We start from the raw sequence: 19,582 nt of genomic DNA on the forward strand, positions 1-19,582 counted from the left end.
AGAAGGTGCGTGCCGGACCGGGAGCGCCTCTCGGCGCGAGGCCGCTCGTAGCGGCGAGTGTTGGAGCCCGGGGCTGCCGCGGCCCGGCACGCACTGGGGTCCAACGGGCCGCTCAGGACGGATGTTCCCGGTGTGACGTGAGTCTCACCCGCTCAGTGCAGGTCGCCGATCCGCCACAGCCGCGCGCAGGCCACGAGGTCGTCGGCCGTGTCCCGCAGTCGCGCCCCGCGCATCACCTGCGCCGACGGCACCGCCTCGACCCCCGGCTCGGACATCCCGACCGCCATCACCTGGCAGAACGCCGCCGCCCGCTCGAGCGCGACCGCGAGGTCGCCGCGGAAGACGCCGGTGAGGATCTCCTCCGTCAGCACCCGCATCGTCTCCGGCCGGGGCGGCTCGGCCACGCCCGCGATCGCCCGGTAGACCTCCGCGTGCCCGGCCCCTGCGGCGAACAGCCGCGCCGTCTCGTCGGGCTGGCGCTGCACCCACTCGTGCAGCAGGTAGAGGCGCCACAGCGCGCCCGGCAGCGTGCGGGCGGGGCGGTCGGCCCACATCTCCGCCACCGTCGAGAGCCCCAGCTCGTTGACCAGCGCCACGAGCCGCGCGGTGAGCGCCGGGTCGTCGGTGTCCCGGCCGCGCCCCACCACCAGCTCGGCGGTGCGGTGCGCGGCCTCGGCCGCCTCGAGCGGGTCGACGCCCCCGGCGACCTCCTCCAGCACCTCGCCCGGCCGCAGCGTCGGTCGGTGGAAGGGCCGGCGCCCTGACTGCTCATTCATGCGCACCCTCCCAGGACGACGACGGAGTCCGGACCTACGACGATACGTCCGCCGTCGAGCTGCACCGCGCCGAACCGCGCGAGCACCTCGGCCCCCTCCGGCAGCTCCCCCTCCACCCGGCCTCCACCTCTGCTCCCGCCCCCGAGCACCGCCACGACCCGCACGTCGCCGCGCCGGACGGTGACCGCGGCACCCGGCCCGCGGCATACCTCGACCTCGCCCAGCCCGACGGACCGCAGGGCCGGCACGGTCCGGCGCAGGTGGATGAGCTGCCGGTAGAAGGCGAGCAGCTCGCGGTGCCCCTCGCGCGCGACCTCCTCCCACCGCAGCGTCGAGGCGGTGACGGTGCCCTCGTCCTGCGGGTCGGGGACGGCCGCGCCCCAGCCGTGCTCGGCGAACTCCGCCTGCCGGCCCTGGCGCACCGCCTCCGCGAGCCACTCCTCCTGGTGGTCGGTGAAGTACTGCCACGGCGTCGAGGCGCCCCACTCCTCCCCCATGAAGAGCATGGGTGTGTAGGGCGAGGTGAGCAGGAGCGCCGCGCCCGCGGCCGCCCGCCCCAGGGGTATGCCGTGCCCGAGCCGGTCGCCCGTCGCCCGGTTGCCGACCTGGTCGTGCGTCTGGAGCGAGGCGACGAACCGCCGGCCGGGGGTGGTCGACGGGTCCACCGCGCGCCCGTGCACCCGGCCGCGGAAGGTGGAGTAGGTGCCGTCGTGGAAGAACGGCGTGGTGCCGAGCACCTTGGGCAGCGCCTGCGGGTCGGCGAAGTCGGCGTAGTAGCCCTGCGCCTCTCCGGTCAGCGCGACGTGGAGCGCGTGGTGCACGTCGTCGGCCCACTGCCCGTGCAGGCCCAGCCCACCCGCACCGCCGGGTGCGCGGGGCGTCACCGTCGCGGGGTCGTTGCGGTCGCTCTCGGCGACCAGCGTCCGGGGTATGCCGGTCCGCTCGCCGATCTCGTCCGCGAGGGCGGCCATCTCCTCGAGCAGGTGGGTGGCGCGCTCGTCGTGCAGCGCGTGGACGGCGTCCAGCCGCAGCCCGTCGAGGTGGTAGTCCTCGAGCCACAGGCGGACGTTGTCGAGCAGGTAGGCCCGCACCTCGTCGCTGCCCGGCCCGTCGAGGTTGACGGCGGCGCCCCACGGCGTGTGGTGGCGGTCGGTGAAGTAGGGCGCCACCTGGCCCAGGTAGTTGCCGCTGGGGCCGAGGTGGTTGTGGACGACGTCGAGCCAGACGGCCAGGCCGTGGGCATGGGCCGCGTCGACGAGCCGCGCCAGCCCGGCCGGGCCGCCGTAGGGGGCGTGCACGGCATACGGGGCGACACCGTCGTAGCCCCACCCGTGGCGGCCGGGGAACGCGGCGACCGGCATCAGCTCGACGACGGTGACGCCGAGGTCGACGAGGTGGTCGAGGTGCGCGACGACCCCGTCGAAGGTGCGCTCGGGCGTGAAGGTGCCGACGTGCAGCTCGTAGACCACGGCGTCCTCGAGCGGCACGCCCCGCCACCCGGCGTCGGTCCAGGGGAACGCGGCCGGGTCGACGAGCGCGCTCGGCGCGTGGACACCGTCGGGCTGCCAGCGCGAGCGGGGGTCGGGGACCGGGCTGCCGCCGTCGAGGGAGTAGGCGTAGCGGCCGTCGCCGGGGTCGGTCGTGACCTCCCACCAGCCGTCGTCGCCGCGCACCATGGGGACGGTGGTCGCGCCGTCGGCGCCGAGGCGCAGCTCTACCGTGCGCGCGTCGGGCGCCCACAGCCGGAAGGTGAGGGGGCCGGGCGAGGTGCGGGTGCCCTCGGTCACCGCGGTCCCTCCTCCAGGTCGCGGGCCCGGACGAGCAGGGCGACCGGCGCGCGGGCGAAGACGTCGACCGCGAGCGCACCCTCCTCCCCCACGTGGTGGTCGGCGCCGGTGAGAGCGTCGCGCCAGTGGTCGGCGGGCAGCCGGACGCGGGTGTCGCCGAGGCCGCCGGCGGCGCCCAGGGCACGCGGCGCCCGGATGGTCAGCGTCGCCGCCGTGCCGCCGCGCAGGAAGCCCAGCACGTGCTCGCCCCCCTCGAGCGGCTCGTAGCCCGCGCCACGCCCGTAGGCCTGCGGCAGCCAGGTGCGCAGCCGGAGCACGCGGGAGATCACCCAGAGGACCTCGTCCGACAGGTCCTGCGGCCAGCCCTCCGCGTCCAGCCGGCGCAGCCGCGTGACCCGCTCCTCGTAGTCGACCGGGCGACGGTTGTCGGGGTCGACCAGCGAGAGGTCGACGAGGCCGGAGGCCTGGTAGGTGTCGGGCACGCCCGGGAGGGTCAGCTGGACGAGCTTCTGGGTCAGGGTGAGCGTGCGCACGGTCGGGGCGTTGTCGCGCAGCGCCGCCGCGATGGCCTCGCTGACCCCGCCCTCGGTGAGCATCTCGTCGGCGAGCGCGAGCACCCGGCGCTCGTAGTCCTCGTCCGGCTCGACCCACGTGGTGTGCAGCTTGGCCTCGCGGACCGCCTTGGTCAGGTAGGCGTGCAGCCGGTCCGGCGAGACGCGACCGGCGCCGACGAGCGTCTGCCAGAGGAGGTGGGCCGTCGGCGCGTCGACGCCGTGGCGCTGGGCGGCAGCGGCCGTGGCGGCGGAGATGTCGCGCCAGGCGTCGGCGTCGCCGGCGACAGCCAGGATCCGGGCCCGGACGTCCTCGCTGCGCTTGGTGTCGTGGGTCGAGAGGGTGGTCATGCCCTGCGGCCAGTGCCGCGCCTGGTGCGCCGCCCAGGTATGCAGTGCCTGCACGGCCTGGTCGGGGCGCTCGCCGACGGCGGGGTCGGCCCCCACCTCGTTGAGCGCGACCAGCCGGTGCCAGCGGTAGAAGGCGGTGTCCTCGATGCCCTTGGCCATCACCGGGCCGGTGGTCTGCTGGAAGCGGATCGCCAGGTCGGACGCCGCGCCGGGGTCGCCGCCCGCGCCGTCCGGGTGGCTGAGCACCTCGCCCAGCTCGGCCAGCTCCGTGTCGAGGTCCGGTCGGCGCACGCGGGCGCGCCGGACCGCCTCGGTGAGAGGGCGCAGCAGCTCGGGGTCGGCCTCGGTCTGGTGCCCGGGGCGGACGTAGGCGCGGTAGACGTGGACGTCGACGAGCAGCTCGACGAGGGCGGCCCGCAGCCGGTGCTCGTCCGCGTGCGGAAGGACCTCGCGGGCGCGGCGGACCAGCCGGGCGACCTCGGGCTGCAGGAGCTCCTCCACGGCCAGCCGCTTGCAGCGCTCGACCTCGACCGCCAGGTCCGGCTCGCCGCCGGTGGCGAACCAGCTGGTGCTGACCGCCTCGGCGGTGGTCGGGTCGACGAGCGCGCCGAGCACGGCGGCGTTCGCGTCATACCCGGTGGTGCCCTCGCACTCCCAGGTGGCGGGCAGGCGCTCGGGGCCCTCGAGGATCTTCTCGACCCAGACCGGCGCGTCGGGGCGGACCCGGTCGCGCAGCATCGCGAGGTAGCCCTCGGGGTCGGCGAGCCCGTCGGGGTGGTCGACGCGGAAGCCGTCGACGACCCCGTGGTGGTGCAGGTCGAGCAGCTCGGCGTGGGTGGCCTCGAAGACGTCGGTCTCCTCGACCCGCACCCCGATCAGCCCGTCGACCTCGAAGAAGCGGCGGTAGTTGAGGACCTCGGCGCCGTCCTGCCAGTGACCGAGCAGCCAGTGCTGGGCCTTGAGGAGCGCGTGGAGGCCGTCGGGGCGCTCGGCGAGCTGCTCGGTGCCGCTCGCGACCGGCAGGACGTGCTCGTAGTAGCGGACGACCAGCTGACCGGCGGCGACGCCCTCGTCCTCGCGGCCGGTGCCGACGGTGATCTCGCCGGCCGCCACGGCCTCGTCGAGCGGCCGGCCCAGCACGGGCAGCCCGAAGCGGCCGTCCAGGTGGTCCCAGTCGACGTCGAACCAGTGGGCACGCGGGGAGCGTCGGCCCTCGCGCAGCACCTGCCAGAGCGGCTCGTTGCGCCACAGCGGCGCGACGAGCGCCATGTGGTTGGGGACGATGTCGACGACGACCCCCATCCCTCGCTCGTGCGCGGCCGCCGCCAGGCGCTCCAGCCCCTCGCGACCGCCGATCTCGGGGTTGACGCGGGTGTGGTCGAGGACGTCGTAGCCGTGCTCGCTGCCCGGGACGGCCGTGAGCACCGGGGAGAGGTAGATGTGGCTCGCCCCGAGGGCTTCGACGTAGGGCAGGACCGCCACGGCGTCGTCGCAGGTGAAGCCTGCGTGCAGCTGCATGCGGTAGGTGGCGGTCAGGGGTCGGGTGTCGGTCTGTTCCGTCGGGCTCATGTCCGCACCAGTGTCGCAGGAGGACGGTCTTTTCTCCGTCCGTCGTGACGTCTCCCGCCGAGATGTCCGGCCCGGCGCATCCCGGCACAGCGCGACCGGACAGGCGGTGATGCCGCGGCACCACCGCCTGTCCGGTCGGGAAGGGGGCCCGGCTCAGCCCGCGTGCTGCGGCACCAGGGAGAAGCCGATGCCGTCGGCCGTCTGCCCCGCGTCGAGCGTCTGGTCCTCGAGGACCTCTGCGCAGTCCTCGGCGACGTAGACGTTGGCGTCGCTGCCGGCGACGACCTGGTCGGTGGGCTGCGGCTGGCTGACGACGGCGACCTCGAGCTTGCCCGGGTCGTCGGCCAGCGACAGGCGCAGACCGGCGGACTCGGGCAGGGTCTGGTCGGCAGTGAGGCCCTTGACGGCCGCCTGGGCGTTGTCGGTCACGGTGAGCATGCAGTACTCCTTGTCTTCGGTGCGGTCGGTCGACCTCGGGCCGACCTCGACGCCTACGACCACCTCGCGGGGCAAGTGCGCACGCGCCTCGGACTCCTCCACCCTGCGACAGGCCCGCGCCCGATGCAAGCCCGGACGTCAGGCCCGGCCCGCGGCATACCAGCCGAGGAGGACCAGCGCGGCGGCGAGGCCGAGGAGGACGGCGCGGCGCACCTGGTGCCGGGCCCGCCGCCGGGCCACCTCGCCCCGGGTGGACGAGGCGACCGCGCGGAGGTCGATCCCGCTGGGCGCCCGGAGGACCCTCCGCAGCAGGTCCTCCAGGGCGCGGAGGAGCGCCGCGTCCACGTCAGTCCGTCGCGTTCTCGGGGTCGAGGTAGGCGAGGTTGGCGGCCGACTTCTCGGCGATCTCCGTGGCGGCCGCCCGCGCCTCCTCGGCGGTCTCGGCCAGCACGGTCACCCCGACGATGTAGTCGCCCTGCCGGACGGCGGCGCCGGCGAACGTCCACCCCTGCCCGAACCGTTCCTCGACGAGCAGGTGGTCATCGTCGGTGCGCCCGGGCCACTCCACGACGGTGCCGGAGAGCGCACCTCCGCGCAGCGCCGCGATCGGGGCGGCGCTGTCGTCCCACGCGGTGAGGGTGATCTCGACCGTGTCCTGATAGACCTCGTTGCCGCTGGCGAAGAAGTAGTAGCTGGCCGCGCTGTGCGGCTCAGGTCGCCCGTCCTCACCCGTCGTGAAGTGCATGAGGGGCACGGTCCGGGGGTAGAGGGCGAAGCTCTGCGGCGCGCCGAGGGCGTCGAGGAAGGCGACCCCGGTCGGCCGGACGTCCGGCATCTCCCAGCGGTTGGGCCAGTCCGGGTTCACCGGTTCCAGGACAGCATCGGGCAGCTCCTCCGGGTCCTGGTGGGGCGGCCCGTCCACGCGTGCGGGGGCGGTCGTCGTGGTCACGTCGTCGGTGGTGGGTGCTGCCCCGGTCGTCGCGGAGACGTCGTCCGTCGGCTGCGCGGCATACTCCGTCGAGGCGTCCGGCTGGCCCAGGGTGCTGCTCAGCAGCCAGCCCGCTCCCGCCAGGGTGGGGGCGAGGACCGCGGCGGTGACGGCCCGAGCCACCGTCTGGCGGCGCCGCAGCCGGGCGGCGCGCACCTTGGTGCCGGCGATCAGGGCGTCGTAGTCGAAGTCGGTGCTCGACCCGTCCAGCGCCGCGCGCAGGTCGTCGTCGATCGTGGGTCCGCGGGACCCCTCGTGCTCGTCGTGCCAGCTCATCGCTGAGCCTCCTCTCCCAGGTGGGTGGGGACCAGGGACCGCAGCGAGCGCAGGGCCGCGTGGGCGGCGCTGCGCACCGCCTGCTCGGAGCAGCCCAGCGCGTGGGCGATCTCCCGGTCCGCCAGGTCCTCGTAGTAGCGCAGCGCGACCACGGCGCGCTGCCGGTCCGGCAGCGCGCGCACCATGGCGAGCACGGTGGCCCGGTCGACGCTGTCCTGGTCCGCGGCAGGGGACGGCGGTGCCGACCAGTCCGCGGTGACGGTCTCGTGCGAGACCAGCTCGGTGGAGGAGCGGCGCCGCTTGCGCGACGCCAGGGTGTTGATCATCGTGCGGCGGACGTAGGCGTCGATGTTCTCCGCCTCGCGCACCCGCGACCACTTGGTGACCACGAGCGCGAGCGTGTCCTGCACCAGGTCCTCGGCATCCGCCTTGTGCCCCGTCAACGCAAAGGCGAGGCCCACCAGGCGCGGCATCGCCGCCTCGACGTAGGCCTCCGCCTCCGCCTGGCGCCCGGACCCGCCGAAGAGCCTCACCGGCTCATCCTCCATCTCATGACCGCTAGACGCGCGAGCACCCCGCCGACGTTGCTCGGCGCCCCCGGTAGAGTGTGCAGGTGTCGCCCCTGAACCCGAACGCCGAAGCATCGCCCGCGCAGCACCCCCTGCGGGCCGCCGCTGACCGAAGGATCCTCGTCCTGGACGGGGCCTACGGCTCGATGCTTCAGCAGGTCGAGCTCACGGAGGACGACTTCCACGGGCAGGGGCCGGCCTGGGAGGCCCACCACGACACCTCCCTCAAGGGCAACTTCGACCTGCTGGGCCTGACCCGCCCCGAGGTCATCGCCGACGTCCACCGCGCCTACCTCGAGGCCGGCGCGGACATCCTCACGACCAACAGCTTCAGCGGCACCACGATCGCCCAGGCCGACTACGGCACCGAGGCGCTCGTCCACGACCTCAACGTCGCGGCCGCGCGGGTCGCCCGGCAGGTCGCGGACGAGGTCGGCGCGCGGACCGGCCGCCCGCGCTGGGTCGCCGGCTCGATGGGCCCCACCAACCGCACCGCGAGCCTGTCCCCCGACGTCGAGCGCCCCGAGCTGCGCACCGTCACCTACGAGCAGCTGCGGGAGGCGTATGCCGTGCAGGCGGCGGCCCTCCTGGAGGGCGGGGCCGACCTGCTGCTCGTCGAGACGGTCTTCGACACCCTCAACGCCAAGGCCGCGCTGCACGCCATCGCCGACGTGCAGCAGGCCCGCGCGGCCGCCGCCGACGGTCCCCTCGCGCCGGTGCCGGTCATGCTCTCGGGGACGATCACCGACGCCTCCGGCCGCACCCTCTCGGGCCAGACGCCGGAGGCGTTCGCGGTGTCGACCGAGCACGTCGACCTCTTCTCCATCGGCATCAACTGCGCGCTCGGCGCGGAGGCCATGCGCCCGCACGTGCACGCCCTCTCCGACGCCAGCGACGCCCTGGTCTCGGTCTACCCCAACGCCGGTCTGCCCAACGCCTTCGGCGGCTACGACGACACCCCCGAGGAGATGGCCGAGGTCATCGCCTCGATGGCTGCCGAGGGCCTGGTCAACATCGTGGGCGGGTGCTGCGGCACCACCCCCGACCACATCCGCGCCTTCGCCCAGGCCGTGGACGGTCTGGCACCGCGCACGCCCCGCGCGCTCACGCCATACCTGCGGACCAGCGGGCTGGAGGCGTTCACGCTCAGCCCGGACGTCAACTTCGTCAACGTGGGCGAGCGGACCAACATCACCGGCTCGCCCAAGTTCGCCAAGGCGGTCCGCGAGGACGACTGGGACGCCGCCGTCGCGATCGCGCGGCAGCAGGTCGAGGCGGGCGCCCAGCTCGTGGACGTCAACGTCGACGAGGGCATGCTCGACGGGCCGGCGACGATGACGCACTTCCTCAACCTGCTCGCCGGCGAGCCCGACGTGGCCCGCGTGCCGGTGATGATCGACTCCTCACGCTGGGAGGTGCTCGAGGCCGGGCTGCGCTGCATCCAGGGCAAGGGCGTGGTCAACAGCCTGTCGCTCAAGGACGGCGAGGCGGAGTTCCTGCGCCGGGCCGCCGTCGTGCGGCGCTACGGCGCGGCCGTCGTGGTGATGGCCTTCGACGAGACCGGTCAGGCCGACAGCTACGAGCGGCGGATCGAGGTGTGCGAGAGGGCCTTTCGGCTCCTGACGACCCCGTCGGAGACGCTGCCGCACCCGTTCCCGGCCCACGACATCATCTTCGACCCGAACATCCTGACCGTCGCCACCGGCATGTCCGAGCACGACCGCTACGCCCTGGACTTCATCGAGGCGACCCGCTGGATCAAGGAGCACCTGCCGGGGGCCCTCGTCTCCGGCGGCGTCTCCAACGTGTCCTTCAGCTTCCGCGGCAACAACGTCGTGCGCGAGGCGATGCACACCGTCTTCCTCTACCACGCGATCCGTGCGGGCCTGGACATGGGCATCGTCAACGCCGGCATGCTCGGGATCTACGAGGACATCGAGCCCGCCCTCCGCGAGGCGGTCGAGGACGTCGTCCTGGCCCGGCGCGACGACGCGACCGAGCGCCTCATCGAGCTGGCGGAGGAGATCAAGGCCGAGCAGTCCGACGACTCGGCGGGAGCCGGCGCCGAGCGGGCCGCCAAGGCGCTGGCCTGGCGCGACGCCCCGGTGACCGAGCGGCTCAAGCACGCGCTCGTGCACGGGCTCGACGCCTTCGTCGTCGAGGACGCCGAGGAGGCCTACCAGGAGCTCGGCTCCCCGCTGCAGGTCATCGAGGGTCCCCTCATGGCCGGGATGGACGTCGTCGGCGACCTCTTCGGCGCCGGGAAGATGTTCCTGCCCCAGGTCGTGAAGTCGGCCCGGGTGATGAAGAAGGCCGTCGCCCACCTCACCCCCTACCTCGAGGCGGAGAAGGAGGCGCTGGAGGCGGGGTCGGGCTCGCACAAGGGCCGGATCGTGATGGCCACGGTCAAGGGCGACGTCCACGACATCGGCAAGAACATCGTCGGGGTCGTGCTGGGCTGCAACGGCTACGAGGTGACCGACCTGGGCGTGATGGTCCCCGCCGACACGATCCTCGCCCGCGCCGACGAGCTGGGCGCGGACATCATCGGCGTCTCGGGGCTGATCACGCCCAGCCTGGACGAGATGGTCTCCCTCGCTGCCGAGATGCAGCGGCGCGGCCTGACGACGCCGCTGCTCATCGGCGGGGCGACCACCTCCGCCGCGCACACCGCGGTCAAGATCGACCCGGCCTACGAGGGCACGGTCGTTCACGTCGTCGACGCCTCACGCGCGGTGGGCGTGGTCGCCGACGCGCTGGGCGCCGAGGACAAGCTCCGCGAGCGCCTGGCCGGCACCTACGCCGAGCTGCGCGAGCGGCACGGCGCCAAGGAGGTCAGGCTGGTCGGCCTCGAGGACGCCCGCGCCTCGACCCGGGCCGTCGACGCACCGGTGCCGGTCACGCCGGCGCTGCTGGGCACCCAGGTGCTGGAGCCGCCGCTGGCCGACCTGGTCGAGATCGTCGACTGGACCCCGTTCTTCACCGCCTGGGAGCTGCGTGGCAGCTACCCCCGCATCCTCGACGACCCCAAGGTCGGCGAGCAGGCGCGCGCCACCTGGGAGGACGGGCAGCGCTGGCTGCGCCGGATCCTCGACGAGGGCCTGCTCACGGCGCGCGGCGTCGTCGGCTTCTGGCCTGCCCACCGCGAGGGCGACGACATCGTCCTGGACGTCGAGGGCGAGCCGGTCACGCTGCATACCCTCCGGCAGCAGCGGGAACGCTCCCAGGGCGGGTATGCCGCGCTCGCGGACTTCGTGGCCCCCGCCGACGACCACGTCGGCGCCTTCGCGGTGTCGGTGCACGGCGCGGAGGAGCTGGCTGCCCGGCTGCGCGACGAGGAGCACGACGACTACGGCGCGATCATGGTGCAGGTGCTGGCCGACCGGCTGGCCGAGGCATTCGCGGAGTGGGTGCACCGGGAGGCGCGCACCCGGCTGTGGGGCTACGCCCCCGACGAGGACCTCCCTGTCGAGGACCTCATCAAGGAGCGCTACGACGGCATCCGGCCCGCGCCGGGCTACCCCGCCCAGCCGGACCACACCGAGAAGTTCACCCTCTGGCGCCTCCTCGACGCCGACCGCGCGGCGGGGATCACGCTGACCGAGCACGGCGCTATGCGCCCCAACAGCGCCGTGTCCGGGCTGATCATCGGCCACCCGGAGTCGACCTACTTCGCCGTGGGCAGGATCGACCAGGACCAGGTCGTGGAGTATGCCGCGCGCAAGGGCTGGTCGGTCGAGGAGGCCGAGCGCTGGCTGGGGCCGTTGCTGCGCTGACCCCGGTCACCGCGGTCACACCGGCTCGGCGACGAGAACGAGGAGGGTGCGGCTGGCCATCCCCACGGTCCGGCACAGGTTGACGCGGAACTCCTCGCGCAGCTCGGGCACCTCCTTCAGCGTCCGCAGCACCTCCGCGTTGACCCAGGCCGCGTCTCGGGCGCGGGTGATGCTCCACGACCCCACGAGGGTCAGGAGCGGGCTCAGCTCGGCCTCGACCTCCGGCAGGCTGCGCACGAACGAGCGCCTCACCTCCTCGTGCACCTGCGCCAGGAGGGCGTTGACCCGGTCGTAGTCCTCGCGGACGCGCCGGCTGCGCGGGTCACGACCCAGCTGCTCGCACGCGGTCACCACGGCCACCGGGAGATCGTGGTTGATGTGGGCGTTCATCCCGGCCACCGCGAACTGCACGGGCGCCAGCGGCACGGAGCGGCGCTCGAAGAGCGGCTCCCAGCACTGGGGCAGCGACCGGCCCTGCCGGTCCGACGCGACCGCGTCCAGGTAGAGCTGCGCGAAGACGACGTCGAGGCGTTCCATCAGCTCCGGGTCCGCGAAGTAGCCGGCGGACAACCGGCTCCCGACAAGCTCCGTGACCTGCAGGTACATGCGGTTGAACTGGCGGACGCCGTCACCGGGCTCCAGCTCCTCCTGGAGCTGCCGGAGCGCGTCCACCACCGACGCGACGTCCGGCAGCTGGTGCGGGGGCACGGGCACGACGGCGCCGCGCCGTGGGCCCAGCCGCAGGGTGGAGCGGACGACGTCGAGCAGGTTGCGCAGTCCCATGCCCGATTCGACCACCACCGCGCCGCCTTGTCCATGAGTGGCGAAGAACACAGGCCGGCGACGGCAGGCACCACCGACGAGTTTCTACTATTTGTCGTAGTGGTTCGCACGTCGGGCGCGGCCCTGAGCCCCCGAGGTTGCCCATGTCCGAGTCGACGACCATCCTCAGCCCCGTCCAGATGGCCCGGGCGGCCGAGGACGCGGCCTACGCCAAGGCCACCGGCGGTCCGCTCAGGTCTTTCCTGCTCGGACTGACCGCGGGCGGCTACATCGCCCTCGGCTTCGTCTTCTTCACCACGAGCCAGGTCGGCGCCGCCGAGCTGCCCTACGGGCTGGCCAAGGTGATCGGCGGCCTCGTCTTCTCCACGGGGCTGGCGCTGGTCGTGCTGACCGGGGCCGAGCTCTTCACCAGCTCCACGCTCACCCTGACCGCGCGCGCGAGCGGCCGCATCACCTGGGGGCAGCTGCTCGTCAACTGGGTGGTCGTGTATGCCGCGAACTTTTCTCGGGGCCCTGACGATCGTGGTGCTGGTCTACCTGGGCGGGACGTGGGAGAGCGCGCAGGGCACCTGGGGCGCGGTGGTGCTCAACACCGCCCTGCACAAGGTGCACCACGGGTTCCTGCAGGCGTTCGTGCTGGGCATCCTGTGCAACCTCATGGTCTGCCTGGCCGTGTGGGCGGCCTACTCCGGGCGGACGACCACCGACAAGGTGTTGGCCGTGACCATGCCGATCGCGCTGTTCGTCGCCAGCGGCTTCGAGCACTCGGTGGCCAACATGTTCATGATCCCGCTGGCCATCCTCATCAAGAACACCGCGGGTGAGGAGTACTGGAGCACCTCCGGCCTCGACCCGGCCGCGTACAGCGATCTGACCTGGAGCTCCTTCTACCTCGACAACCTGCCGCCCGTGACCCTCGGCAACATCGTCGGCGGCGTGATGATCGGCGTGCTCTACTGGACGATCTTCCACTTCCTGCCCAGCCGCAAGGCGGCCACGGCAGCATCGACCGCGTGACCCGAACCATCCGCCGCGCTTCCCCTTGAATGCCACACGATCCTCGGGCTTCTCACTGATTTCGTGACCTGCGCCGAAGATTGGCACACTTGACCAGGTGAGCCACCAGCCCAGCATCTCCGTCGAGCTCGTCCCCCGCAGCGCCGAGTCGCTGGCCAGCGAGCTCGACGAGGTCGCCAGCCGGCTCCCCTCGGTCAGCCACATCAACGTCCCCGACCTGCTGAAGTTCGAGCTGCGCAGCTGGCAGGCCGCGGGAGTGGTCCGCGAGGCGAAGGTCAGGCGGGACGGCACGGCATACCCAACCATCCCCCACATCCGTGCCGCCGACGTGGACCCGGACGCTCCGCTGCCGATGGCCGAGGCCCTCGAGGCGGCAGGTGTCGAGGAGGTGCTCATCGTCTCGGGCGACATCGCCGACTACTTCACCCATCACACCTACCCGGTGGACGCGGTGGACGTCATCCGTCGGTTCAAGGCCGAACTGCCGCACCTGAAGGTCTACTGCGCGCTCGACCCCTACCGGGACGGCATCGCCAAGGAGATGCGCTACCTGGAGCGCAAGCTGTCGGCCGGCGCGGACGGTGTCTTCACCCAGCCCTTCTTCGACATCCACTTCCTGCGGACCTGGGCGAGCATCCTGCCCGAGGACGTACCGGTCTGGTGGGGCGCGACGACCGTGACGTCCAAGGCCTCGCTGGGCTACTGGAGGCGGCGCAACCTCGTGGCCTTCCCCCGCGACTTCGAGCTGACCCTGGAGTGGCAGCGCTCGTTCGCCCGCCAGGCCATCGACGCCGCCGGCGAGCACGGCCACCACGTCTACCTCATGCCCGTGCGGACCTCCGTCATGGACTACCTGGACGGCATCGTCTGAAGGGCGGCCGCGGCGCTCCGGATCCGCCGCCGAACCCCTCCCCTTGCGAGGACGTGAGCATGCTTCCCCACCGGAAGCAAAGAACCGCCTGCTTCCCATCCGGAAGCAAAGAACCACTTGCTCCCCCTCCGGAAGCAGATGACACATTGCTCCCCCTCCGGAAGCAGATGACACATTGCTCCCCCTGCGGAAGCAGGCGACAGATTGCTTCCAGTGGGGAAGCAATGTCACGTGGGTGCAGGGTGGCCCTGAGCCTCAGCCCCCGAGGCGGCGCATGGCTGTGGCGAGCAGGACGGGCTCGCCGACGAGGTCGGAGGCGTCGAGGTCGCACTCGGCCTCGATGACCCAGTCGTTGTGCCCGTCCGGGTCGGAGACGGTCTGGACCACCCGCCACACGCGCCCCGGGCGGCCGTCGGTGATCGCAGAGCGCTCCCCCGGGAGCGGCTCCACGAGCAGCCGCCGGGGGCCCCGCGCGTCGGCGTCGAGCGCGACGCTGCCGTGGTCGTCGTAGTAGGCCTCCAGCGCGTCGTCCCAGTCGTCCCGGGTCATGAGCGGATCGACCGCCGGCTCGGGCAGGGTCGCGACCTGGGCCTCGAGCTCGCCCAGGGCCTCCCAGGCGTCGTCGGCGACGAGCTCGACCCGACGCCAGGCGGCGTTGCGCACCATGACCCGGAAGGCGCGCTCGTTGCTGGTGATCGGACGGGTTGGCACCGCGGCCAGCCCTTCGGCCTCGCGCGCGGCGGCAGCGGCGACGAGGTCGGGGTCGGTCAGCGCCTCCCACTCCTCCAGCAGCGAGGAGTCGGTCTGCCGGATCGTCTCGCCCAGCCAGTGGACGACGTCCTCGAGCCCCTCGGTGGTCGCGCTGGTCGGCAGGGTGTGCCGCATCGTCCGGTAGCAGTCGGTGAGGTAGCGCAGCAGGACCCCCTCGGACCGGGCGAGCTGGTAGTAGCCGACGAGCTCGGTGAAGCTCATCGCCCGCTCCCACATGTCACGGACGACCGACTTCGGGGAGAGCGCGTCCTCGCGGACCCACGGGTGGGTCTGGCGGTAGATCGCGAGCGTCCCCTCGAGCAGCTCGGCGTGCGGTCGGGGCCAGGTGACGTCCTCGAGCTGGGCCATCCGCTCGTCGTAGTCGAGGCCGTCGGCCTTCATCTGCGCGACCGCCTCGCCCTTAGCCCGGTAGCGCTGGGCGAGCAGCACCGGCATCGGGTCGTCCAGCACCGCCTCGACCACGGAGACGACGTCGAGCGGGTAGGCCGGGTCCTCCCGGTCGAACAGGTCCACCGCCGCCAGGGCGAAGGGGGCGAGAGGCTGGTTGAGGGCGAAGTTCTCCGCCACCCCGGGCGCGAGGTCGATGGTGCGCCCCCGCTCACGGGCCTGCTCCGGGTCGAGCCGCACGAGGATCCCGCTGTCGAGCATCGACCGCCCCAGGGCGATCGCCTTGCGCTGCAGCCGGACCTGGGCGCGCGGCTCCTCGTGGTTGTCCCGCAGCAGGCGGGCCAGGTTGGCGACCGGGTCGCCGGCGCGGGCCACGGTGTTGAGGATGATCGAGTGATCCACCCGCATCCGCGAGACGAGCGGCTCGGGCGGGGCCGCGACCAGCCGCTGGTAGGTCTCCTCGGTCCACGAGACGAAACCCTCCGGCGGCTTCTTCTTCTGGATCTTCCGCAGCTTCTTGGGGTCGTCGCCGGCCTTGGCCACCGCCCTGGCGTTCTCGATCGCGTGCTCCGGGGCCTGGACCACGACATACCCCTCGGTGTCGTAGCCCGCACGGCCGGCGCGGCCGGCGATCTGGTGGAACTCGCGGGCGCGCAGGATCCGCTGCTTGGAGCCGTCGAACTTGGCCAGGCCCGTGAACAGCACGGTGCGGATCGGGACGTTGATGCCGACGCCCAGCGTGTCCGTGCCGCAGATGACCTTGAGCAGGCCGTCCTGGGCGAGCTGCTCGACGAGCCTGCGGTAGCGGGGCAGCATGCCGGCGTGGTGGACGCCGACGCCGTGGCGCACCAGCTTGGACAGCGTCCGGCCGAAGCCGGCGGTGAAGCGGAACGCGCCGATCTTCTCGCGCACCGCCTCCTTCTCCTCCGCGCTGAGCAGCGGCGTGGACAGCAGCGCCTGGGCCCGTTCCAACGCCTCCTTCTGGGTGAAGTGCACGACATACACCGGGGAACGGCGCGCGAGGAGGAGGTCCGCCACGGTGTCCGGGACGTGCGTCATCGCCAGCTCGTCGGCGTAGTGCAACGGGACCGGGCGCTCGGCCCCGGTCACGAAGGCCGTCTCCCGGCGCGTGCGCGTCGAGAGGTCCTCCGCGATCCCGGTGACGTCCCCGAGGGTGGCGGACATGAGGAGGAACTGAGCCTGCGGCAGGGTGAGCAGCGGCACCTGCCACGCCCAGCCCCGGTCGGGCTCGGCGTAGTAGTGGAACTCGTCCATGACCACCATGCCGATGTCGGCGCCCGCGCCCTCGCGCAGGGCGATGTTGGCAAGGATCTCGGCGGTGCAGACGACGATGGGGGCATCGGCGTTGACCGCGGCGTCGCCGGTGAGCATGCCGACGTTCTCGGCGCCGAAGGTGCGGCAGAGGTCGAAGAACTTCTCGCTCACCAGAGCCTTCACCGGCGCGGTGTAGAACGAGACCCGGTCCCCCGCGAGCGCCGCGAAGAGTGCCGCCGTGGCGACCTGCGACTTGCCGCTGCCGGTCGGCGTGGCGAGGACGACGTTGCTCCCCTCGAGCAGGTGGAGGAAGGCCTCCTCCTGGTGCGGGTAGAGGGGCCTGCCCTGGCCCTCGGCCCAGGTCGCGAAGACCTCGTAGAGGGCGTCGGGGTCGTCGGCGGCCGCCCCCGCAGGGGCGAGGTCGGTCAGTGTCGCGTCAGCCATCGAGAGCCATTGTCCTGCATGCTGGAGGACGCACTTTGCAAGAATTCAACTACGCGTTGTAGTATTGATTCATCAACCACCTTGAGAAAGGCAGCAGGGACATGCGCACCAGCCGCACCATGGGGACCATCCTCACCATCCTCGGCATCATCTTCGTGATCGCCGGTGGCGCCACCTACGTGATGGTCAGCCAGGAGCTGAGCCGGGCCAACGTCACCGTGGCCGACGACGCCGCCTTCCTGGCCGGCGACGAGGTCGACGGCCCCTTCTCCGCCTACGCGCAGGCGCAGATCATCGACAAGCACGCCCTCGACGCGACCGGTGGCAAGACCTACGCCGAGCTCGACCGGGAGGACCCGCTGCGCCAGACCGCGATGTCCGCCTCCTTCCTCCGCGCCTCGCTGTTCACCTCCGTGGTGGCCTTCGGCGTCGCTGCGATGGCCATGGGGGTCGGCGCCGGGATGATCCTCGGCGGGATCGGCCTGCGGGCCCGCGCCGACGACCCGGCCGCGGTCCCGGTGACCGTCTGACGACGCACCACGCACCACAGCGCCCCCGCCGCCGGACTCCGGCCGCGGGGGCGCTGTCATGCGCTGGGTCTGCTGGTCAGGCTCCGGCCGCCGGCCCGTCGGTCTGGCCGTCGCCGTCGCCCTCGCCGTCCCCCAGCTCCCACCCGACGGCCTCGAGCCGGGCGGAGACGCGCGCGACGTCCTTCTTGCTCGGTTCCTGCAGCGCGTGGGCGCGGATCAGCTCGCGGATCTCCTCGCGCGAGATCGGCTCGGGACGGTCGGCCCCGAGCTCGGCCACGATCGCCTCGATGTCCTCCTCCGTCAGCTTGCGGCGCAGCACGCCGAGCAGGGCCACGTAGTCGCCGGCCGGCACGCCCTCCGGATAGCCGGCCCGCAACCAGCCGACCACCCGCTGCAGGATCCCCTGGGTGTGGTCCATCAGTCCTCCTTCACGAACACCGGGACACCGCCCCGGAAGACCAGCTCCAGCCCGAAGCCGGAGGCGACGATGATCGCCAGCCCGAGCAGCACGCCGAGGACGACGACCCCGAAGCACAGCCAGGCCAGCAGTCGCCCCACGGGACGGGGTTCGGCGCGCGACTTCTCGGCGGCCCCGCCCTCCGCCCAGGCCAGGGCGCGGATGCCCAGGGCGAAGACCAGCGGCAGGCCGGCCCCGACCAGCAGCCCGACGAGGAGCAGCTGACCGGCCCCCTGCAGCCACAGCACGATGAGGTTGCCCATCAGCGCTCCTCATCCCGGGCCGGTCGACGCGCGTCGTCAGGCCACTCGTCGTTGACGTTGGTGTGGTCCACGGGTGCCCGCAGCGAGTGCCGCCACATCAGCCCCGCCGCGGTCAGGAGCACGATCACCATGAGCGCCGCCGCCGCCACGCCCCCGCCGAGCAGGTGGCCGGCGAACCAGGTGAGCGCCCCGACGGCCCCGGCCATCGGGAGCGTGATGAGCCAGGCGGTGACCATGCGCGCGGCCACGCTCCAGCGCACCTCCGCCCCCGGCCTCCCGACGCCGGACCCGAGGATCGACCCGGTGGCGACGTGCGTGGTCGAGATCGCGAAGCCGAGGTGGCTGGCCACCAGGATGACGGTGGCCGACGCCGACTCGGCCGCCATGCCCTGGGGGGCGGAGATCTTGACCAGGCCCTGCCCCAGCGTGCGGATGATCCGCCAGCCGCCCAGGTAGGTGCCCAGCGCGATCGCCAGGGCGCACGACACCTTGACCCAGAAGGGCACGTTGCCCGTGTCGCTCCAGTGCCCGGTGGCGATCAGCGCCAGGGTGATGATGCCCATGGTCTTCTGCGCGTCGTTGGTGCCGTGGGCGAGCGAGACGAGGGAGGCCGAACCGATCTGTCCCCACCGGAAGCCCGCCTCGCGGTACTTCTTGGTGACCCCCTCGGTGACCCTGAACACCAGCCAGGTCCCCACGGCGGCGACCACGAGCGCGATCGCCGGAGACATCAGCGCCGGGAGGATGACCTTGCCGACGACGCCGTCGAGCTTGCTGCCGTCACCGATCCACTTCACCCCGCCCCAGCCCAGGGCGGCGACGGTCGCGCCGATCATCCCGCCGAACAGCGCGTGCGAGGACGACGAGGGCAGCCCGAACAGCCAGGTCAGCACGTTCCACACGATGGCGCCGACCAGCCCGGCCAGCAGGACCAGCAGCAACGACATCCCGCCGTCGCCGAGGAGCTCGGCCTTCGGGCTGCCGTCCGGGTTCTGGATCTTGATGACCGCGTTGGTCACCGTGAGCGCAACCTCGATCGAGAGGAAGGCGCCCACGAGGTTGAGCACGGCCGACAGCGCCACCGCGGTCTTGGGCTTCAGCGCCTTGGTGGCGATGGACGTGGCCATCGCGTTGGCCGTGTCGTGGAAGCCGTTGGTGAAGTCGAAGGCCAGGGCCGTGACGACCACCAGCAGCAGGACCAGGAGTTCAGCACTCACGACGCACTATTGTGCACGCTCAGTTCACCGCGCGTTCACCCCGACGTCAGACGGGCGGGCGCGGCATACTGAACCGGTGCTGTCGACCGACCTGGCCAGGCGCCTGCTCGACGCGGGGCTCATCTGGTCGCCGATGCCCGGCGACCGGTTCGTGGTCGACCGCCCGGGCGTCGACGCCGACGTCTTCTACCTGGCCGACATGACGGTCGAGGTCCACGACTTCGTCGGCGGGTCGGTCATCGGCTTCAACGGCGTCACCGAGTGGGCGCTGGACTCGGTCGCCCTCGAGGAGACGCTGTGGCTGCCCCGCGAGGACCAGCTCCGCTCCGTGCTGGGCCACGACTTCGTCGGCCTCGGTCTGCAGGACTCGGAGTATGCCGTGGTCGCGCTCCTCGGCGGCGCCCCGCAGACCTTCACCCACCCGGACGCCGACACGGCCTACGGGCTGGCGCTGCTCGCGGTGCTGAGGCACCGCCGGTGAAGGAC

At 72.6% G+C, this 19,582-nt stretch carries 17 protein-coding genes and 1 pseudogene; 6 read left to right on the forward strand and 12 right to left on the reverse strand.

Annotated features, from left to right (window positions below; genetic code table 11):
- Positions 1 to 152 precede the first annotated feature (152 nt).
- The 7 genes from IEV65_RS12750 to IEV65_RS12780 form a co-directional block, all read right to left on the reverse strand.
- Positions 153 to 776, reverse strand: coding sequence for a hypothetical protein (locus IEV65_RS12750; RefSeq protein ID WP_188431366.1), 624 nt, complete (start codon positions 774 to 776; stop codon positions 153 to 155).
- Complete coding sequence (treZ, locus tag IEV65_RS12755) at positions 773 to 2,563, reverse strand: malto-oligosyltrehalose trehalohydrolase (protein WP_229735246.1); 1,791 nt, start codon at positions 2,561 to 2,563, stop codon at positions 773 to 775. The genes IEV65_RS12750 and treZ overlap by 4 nt, the downstream gene beginning before the upstream one ends.
- Positions 2,560 to 5,034 carry a malto-oligosyltrehalose synthase gene (gene treY, locus IEV65_RS12760; RefSeq protein ID WP_188431368.1) on the reverse strand — a complete coding sequence of 825 codons (2,475 nt, stop codon included), beginning with the start codon at positions 5,032 to 5,034 and terminating at the stop codon, positions 2,560 to 2,562. The genes treZ and treY overlap by 4 nt, the downstream gene beginning before the upstream one ends.
- 153 nt (positions 5,035 to 5,187) lie before the next feature.
- Entirely contained in the window at positions 5,188 to 5,472 is a 285-nt protein-coding gene (locus tag IEV65_RS12765; RefSeq protein WP_188431370.1) for a Fe-S cluster assembly protein HesB, read from the reverse strand.
- 138 nt (positions 5,473 to 5,610) lie between these two features.
- A complete protein-coding gene (locus IEV65_RS12770) occupies positions 5,611 to 5,817 on the reverse strand; it encodes a hypothetical protein (RefSeq protein ID WP_188431372.1) in 207 nt (68 codons plus the stop codon).
- 1 nt (position 5,818) lies between these two features.
- A complete protein-coding gene (locus IEV65_RS12775) occupies positions 5,819 to 6,736 on the reverse strand; it encodes a hypothetical protein (RefSeq protein ID WP_188431373.1) in 918 nt (305 codons plus the stop codon).
- Positions 6,733 to 7,269 carry a SigE family RNA polymerase sigma factor gene (locus tag IEV65_RS12780; protein WP_229735247.1) on the reverse strand — a complete coding sequence of 179 codons (537 nt, stop codon included), beginning with the start codon at positions 7,267 to 7,269 and terminating at the stop codon, positions 6,733 to 6,735. Before IEV65_RS12780 ends, IEV65_RS12775 begins: the two co-directional genes overlap by 4 nt.
- Before the next feature lie 80 nt (positions 7,270 to 7,349).
- Here IEV65_RS12780 and metH point away from each other — a divergent pair, with 80 nt between their 5' ends.
- Complete coding sequence (gene metH, locus IEV65_RS12785) at positions 7,350 to 11,081, forward strand: methionine synthase (protein ID WP_229735248.1); 3,732 nt, start codon at positions 7,350 to 7,352, stop codon at positions 11,079 to 11,081.
- 15 nt (positions 11,082 to 11,096) lie between these two features.
- On the opposite strand, the gene IEV65_RS12790 is transcribed toward metH, so the two are convergent.
- Positions 11,097 to 11,882, reverse strand: coding sequence for a DUF5995 family protein (locus IEV65_RS12790; RefSeq protein ID WP_229735249.1), 786 nt, complete (start codon positions 11,880 to 11,882; stop codon positions 11,097 to 11,099).
- Between the two features lie 161 nt (positions 11,883 to 12,043).
- Here IEV65_RS12790 and IEV65_RS15850 point away from each other — a divergent pair.
- The 3 genes and pseudogenes from IEV65_RS15850 to IEV65_RS12800 all read left to right on the forward strand — a co-directional run.
- Positions 12,044 to 12,304, forward strand: a pseudogene (locus IEV65_RS15850) (formate/nitrite transporter family protein); the annotation flags it as partial.
- A gap of 49 nt (positions 12,305 to 12,353) precedes the next feature.
- Positions 12,354 to 12,881: a formate/nitrite transporter family protein gene (locus IEV65_RS15855; RefSeq protein WP_268235350.1), complete on the forward strand. Its 528-nt coding sequence runs from the start codon at positions 12,354 to 12,356 to the stop codon at positions 12,879 to 12,881.
- 97 nt (positions 12,882 to 12,978) lie between these two features.
- Positions 12,979 to 13,752, forward strand: coding sequence for a methylenetetrahydrofolate reductase (locus tag IEV65_RS12800; RefSeq protein ID WP_188431378.1), 774 nt, complete (start codon positions 12,979 to 12,981; stop codon positions 13,750 to 13,752).
- A gap of 255 nt (positions 13,753 to 14,007) precedes the next feature.
- On the opposite strand, the gene IEV65_RS12805 is transcribed toward IEV65_RS12800, so the two are convergent.
- Positions 14,008 to 16,629: a DEAD/DEAH box helicase gene (locus tag IEV65_RS12805; RefSeq protein ID WP_188431380.1), complete on the reverse strand. Its 2,622-nt coding sequence runs from the start codon at positions 16,627 to 16,629 to the stop codon at positions 14,008 to 14,010.
- Between the two features lie 101 nt (positions 16,630 to 16,730).
- On the opposite strand from IEV65_RS12805, the gene IEV65_RS12810 reads away from it, so the two are divergent.
- Positions 16,731 to 17,159, forward strand: coding sequence for an aromatic ring-opening dioxygenase LigA (locus IEV65_RS12810; RefSeq protein ID WP_188431382.1), 429 nt, complete (start codon positions 16,731 to 16,733; stop codon positions 17,157 to 17,159).
- A gap of 76 nt (positions 17,160 to 17,235) precedes the next feature.
- Here the strand turns inward: IEV65_RS12810 and IEV65_RS12815 are convergent, their stop codons facing one another.
- Genes IEV65_RS12815 through IEV65_RS12825 form a run of 3 tightly spaced genes read right to left on the reverse strand, consistent with a single transcriptional unit; the run spans position 17,236 to position 19,096 of the window.
- A complete protein-coding gene (locus IEV65_RS12815; protein ID WP_188431384.1) occupies positions 17,236 to 17,577 on the reverse strand; it encodes a DUF3349 domain-containing protein in 342 nt (113 codons plus the stop codon).
- Positions 17,577 to 17,879, reverse strand: a complete 303-nt coding sequence (locus IEV65_RS12820; RefSeq protein ID WP_188431386.1) for a hypothetical protein — start codon at positions 17,877 to 17,879, stop codon at positions 17,577 to 17,579. The genes IEV65_RS12815 and IEV65_RS12820 overlap by 1 nt, the downstream gene beginning before the upstream one ends.
- Entirely contained in the window at positions 17,879 to 19,096 is a 1,218-nt protein-coding gene (locus IEV65_RS12825; protein ID WP_188431388.1) for an inorganic phosphate transporter, read from the reverse strand. The genes IEV65_RS12820 and IEV65_RS12825 overlap by 1 nt, the downstream gene beginning before the upstream one ends.
- 76 nt (positions 19,097 to 19,172) lie before the next feature.
- Between IEV65_RS12825 and IEV65_RS12830 the strand changes: the two genes are divergently transcribed.
- A complete protein-coding gene (locus IEV65_RS12830) occupies positions 19,173 to 19,577 on the forward strand; it encodes a pilus assembly protein CpaE (RefSeq protein WP_188431390.1) in 405 nt (134 codons plus the stop codon).
- Positions 19,578 to 19,582: the final 5 nt, after the last annotated feature.

It is taken from the genome of Ornithinimicrobium tianjinense (assembly GCF_014636495.1).
GTDB classification, from domain to species: Bacteria; Actinomycetota; Actinomycetes; order Actinomycetales; family Dermatophilaceae; genus Ornithinicoccus; species Ornithinicoccus tianjinensis.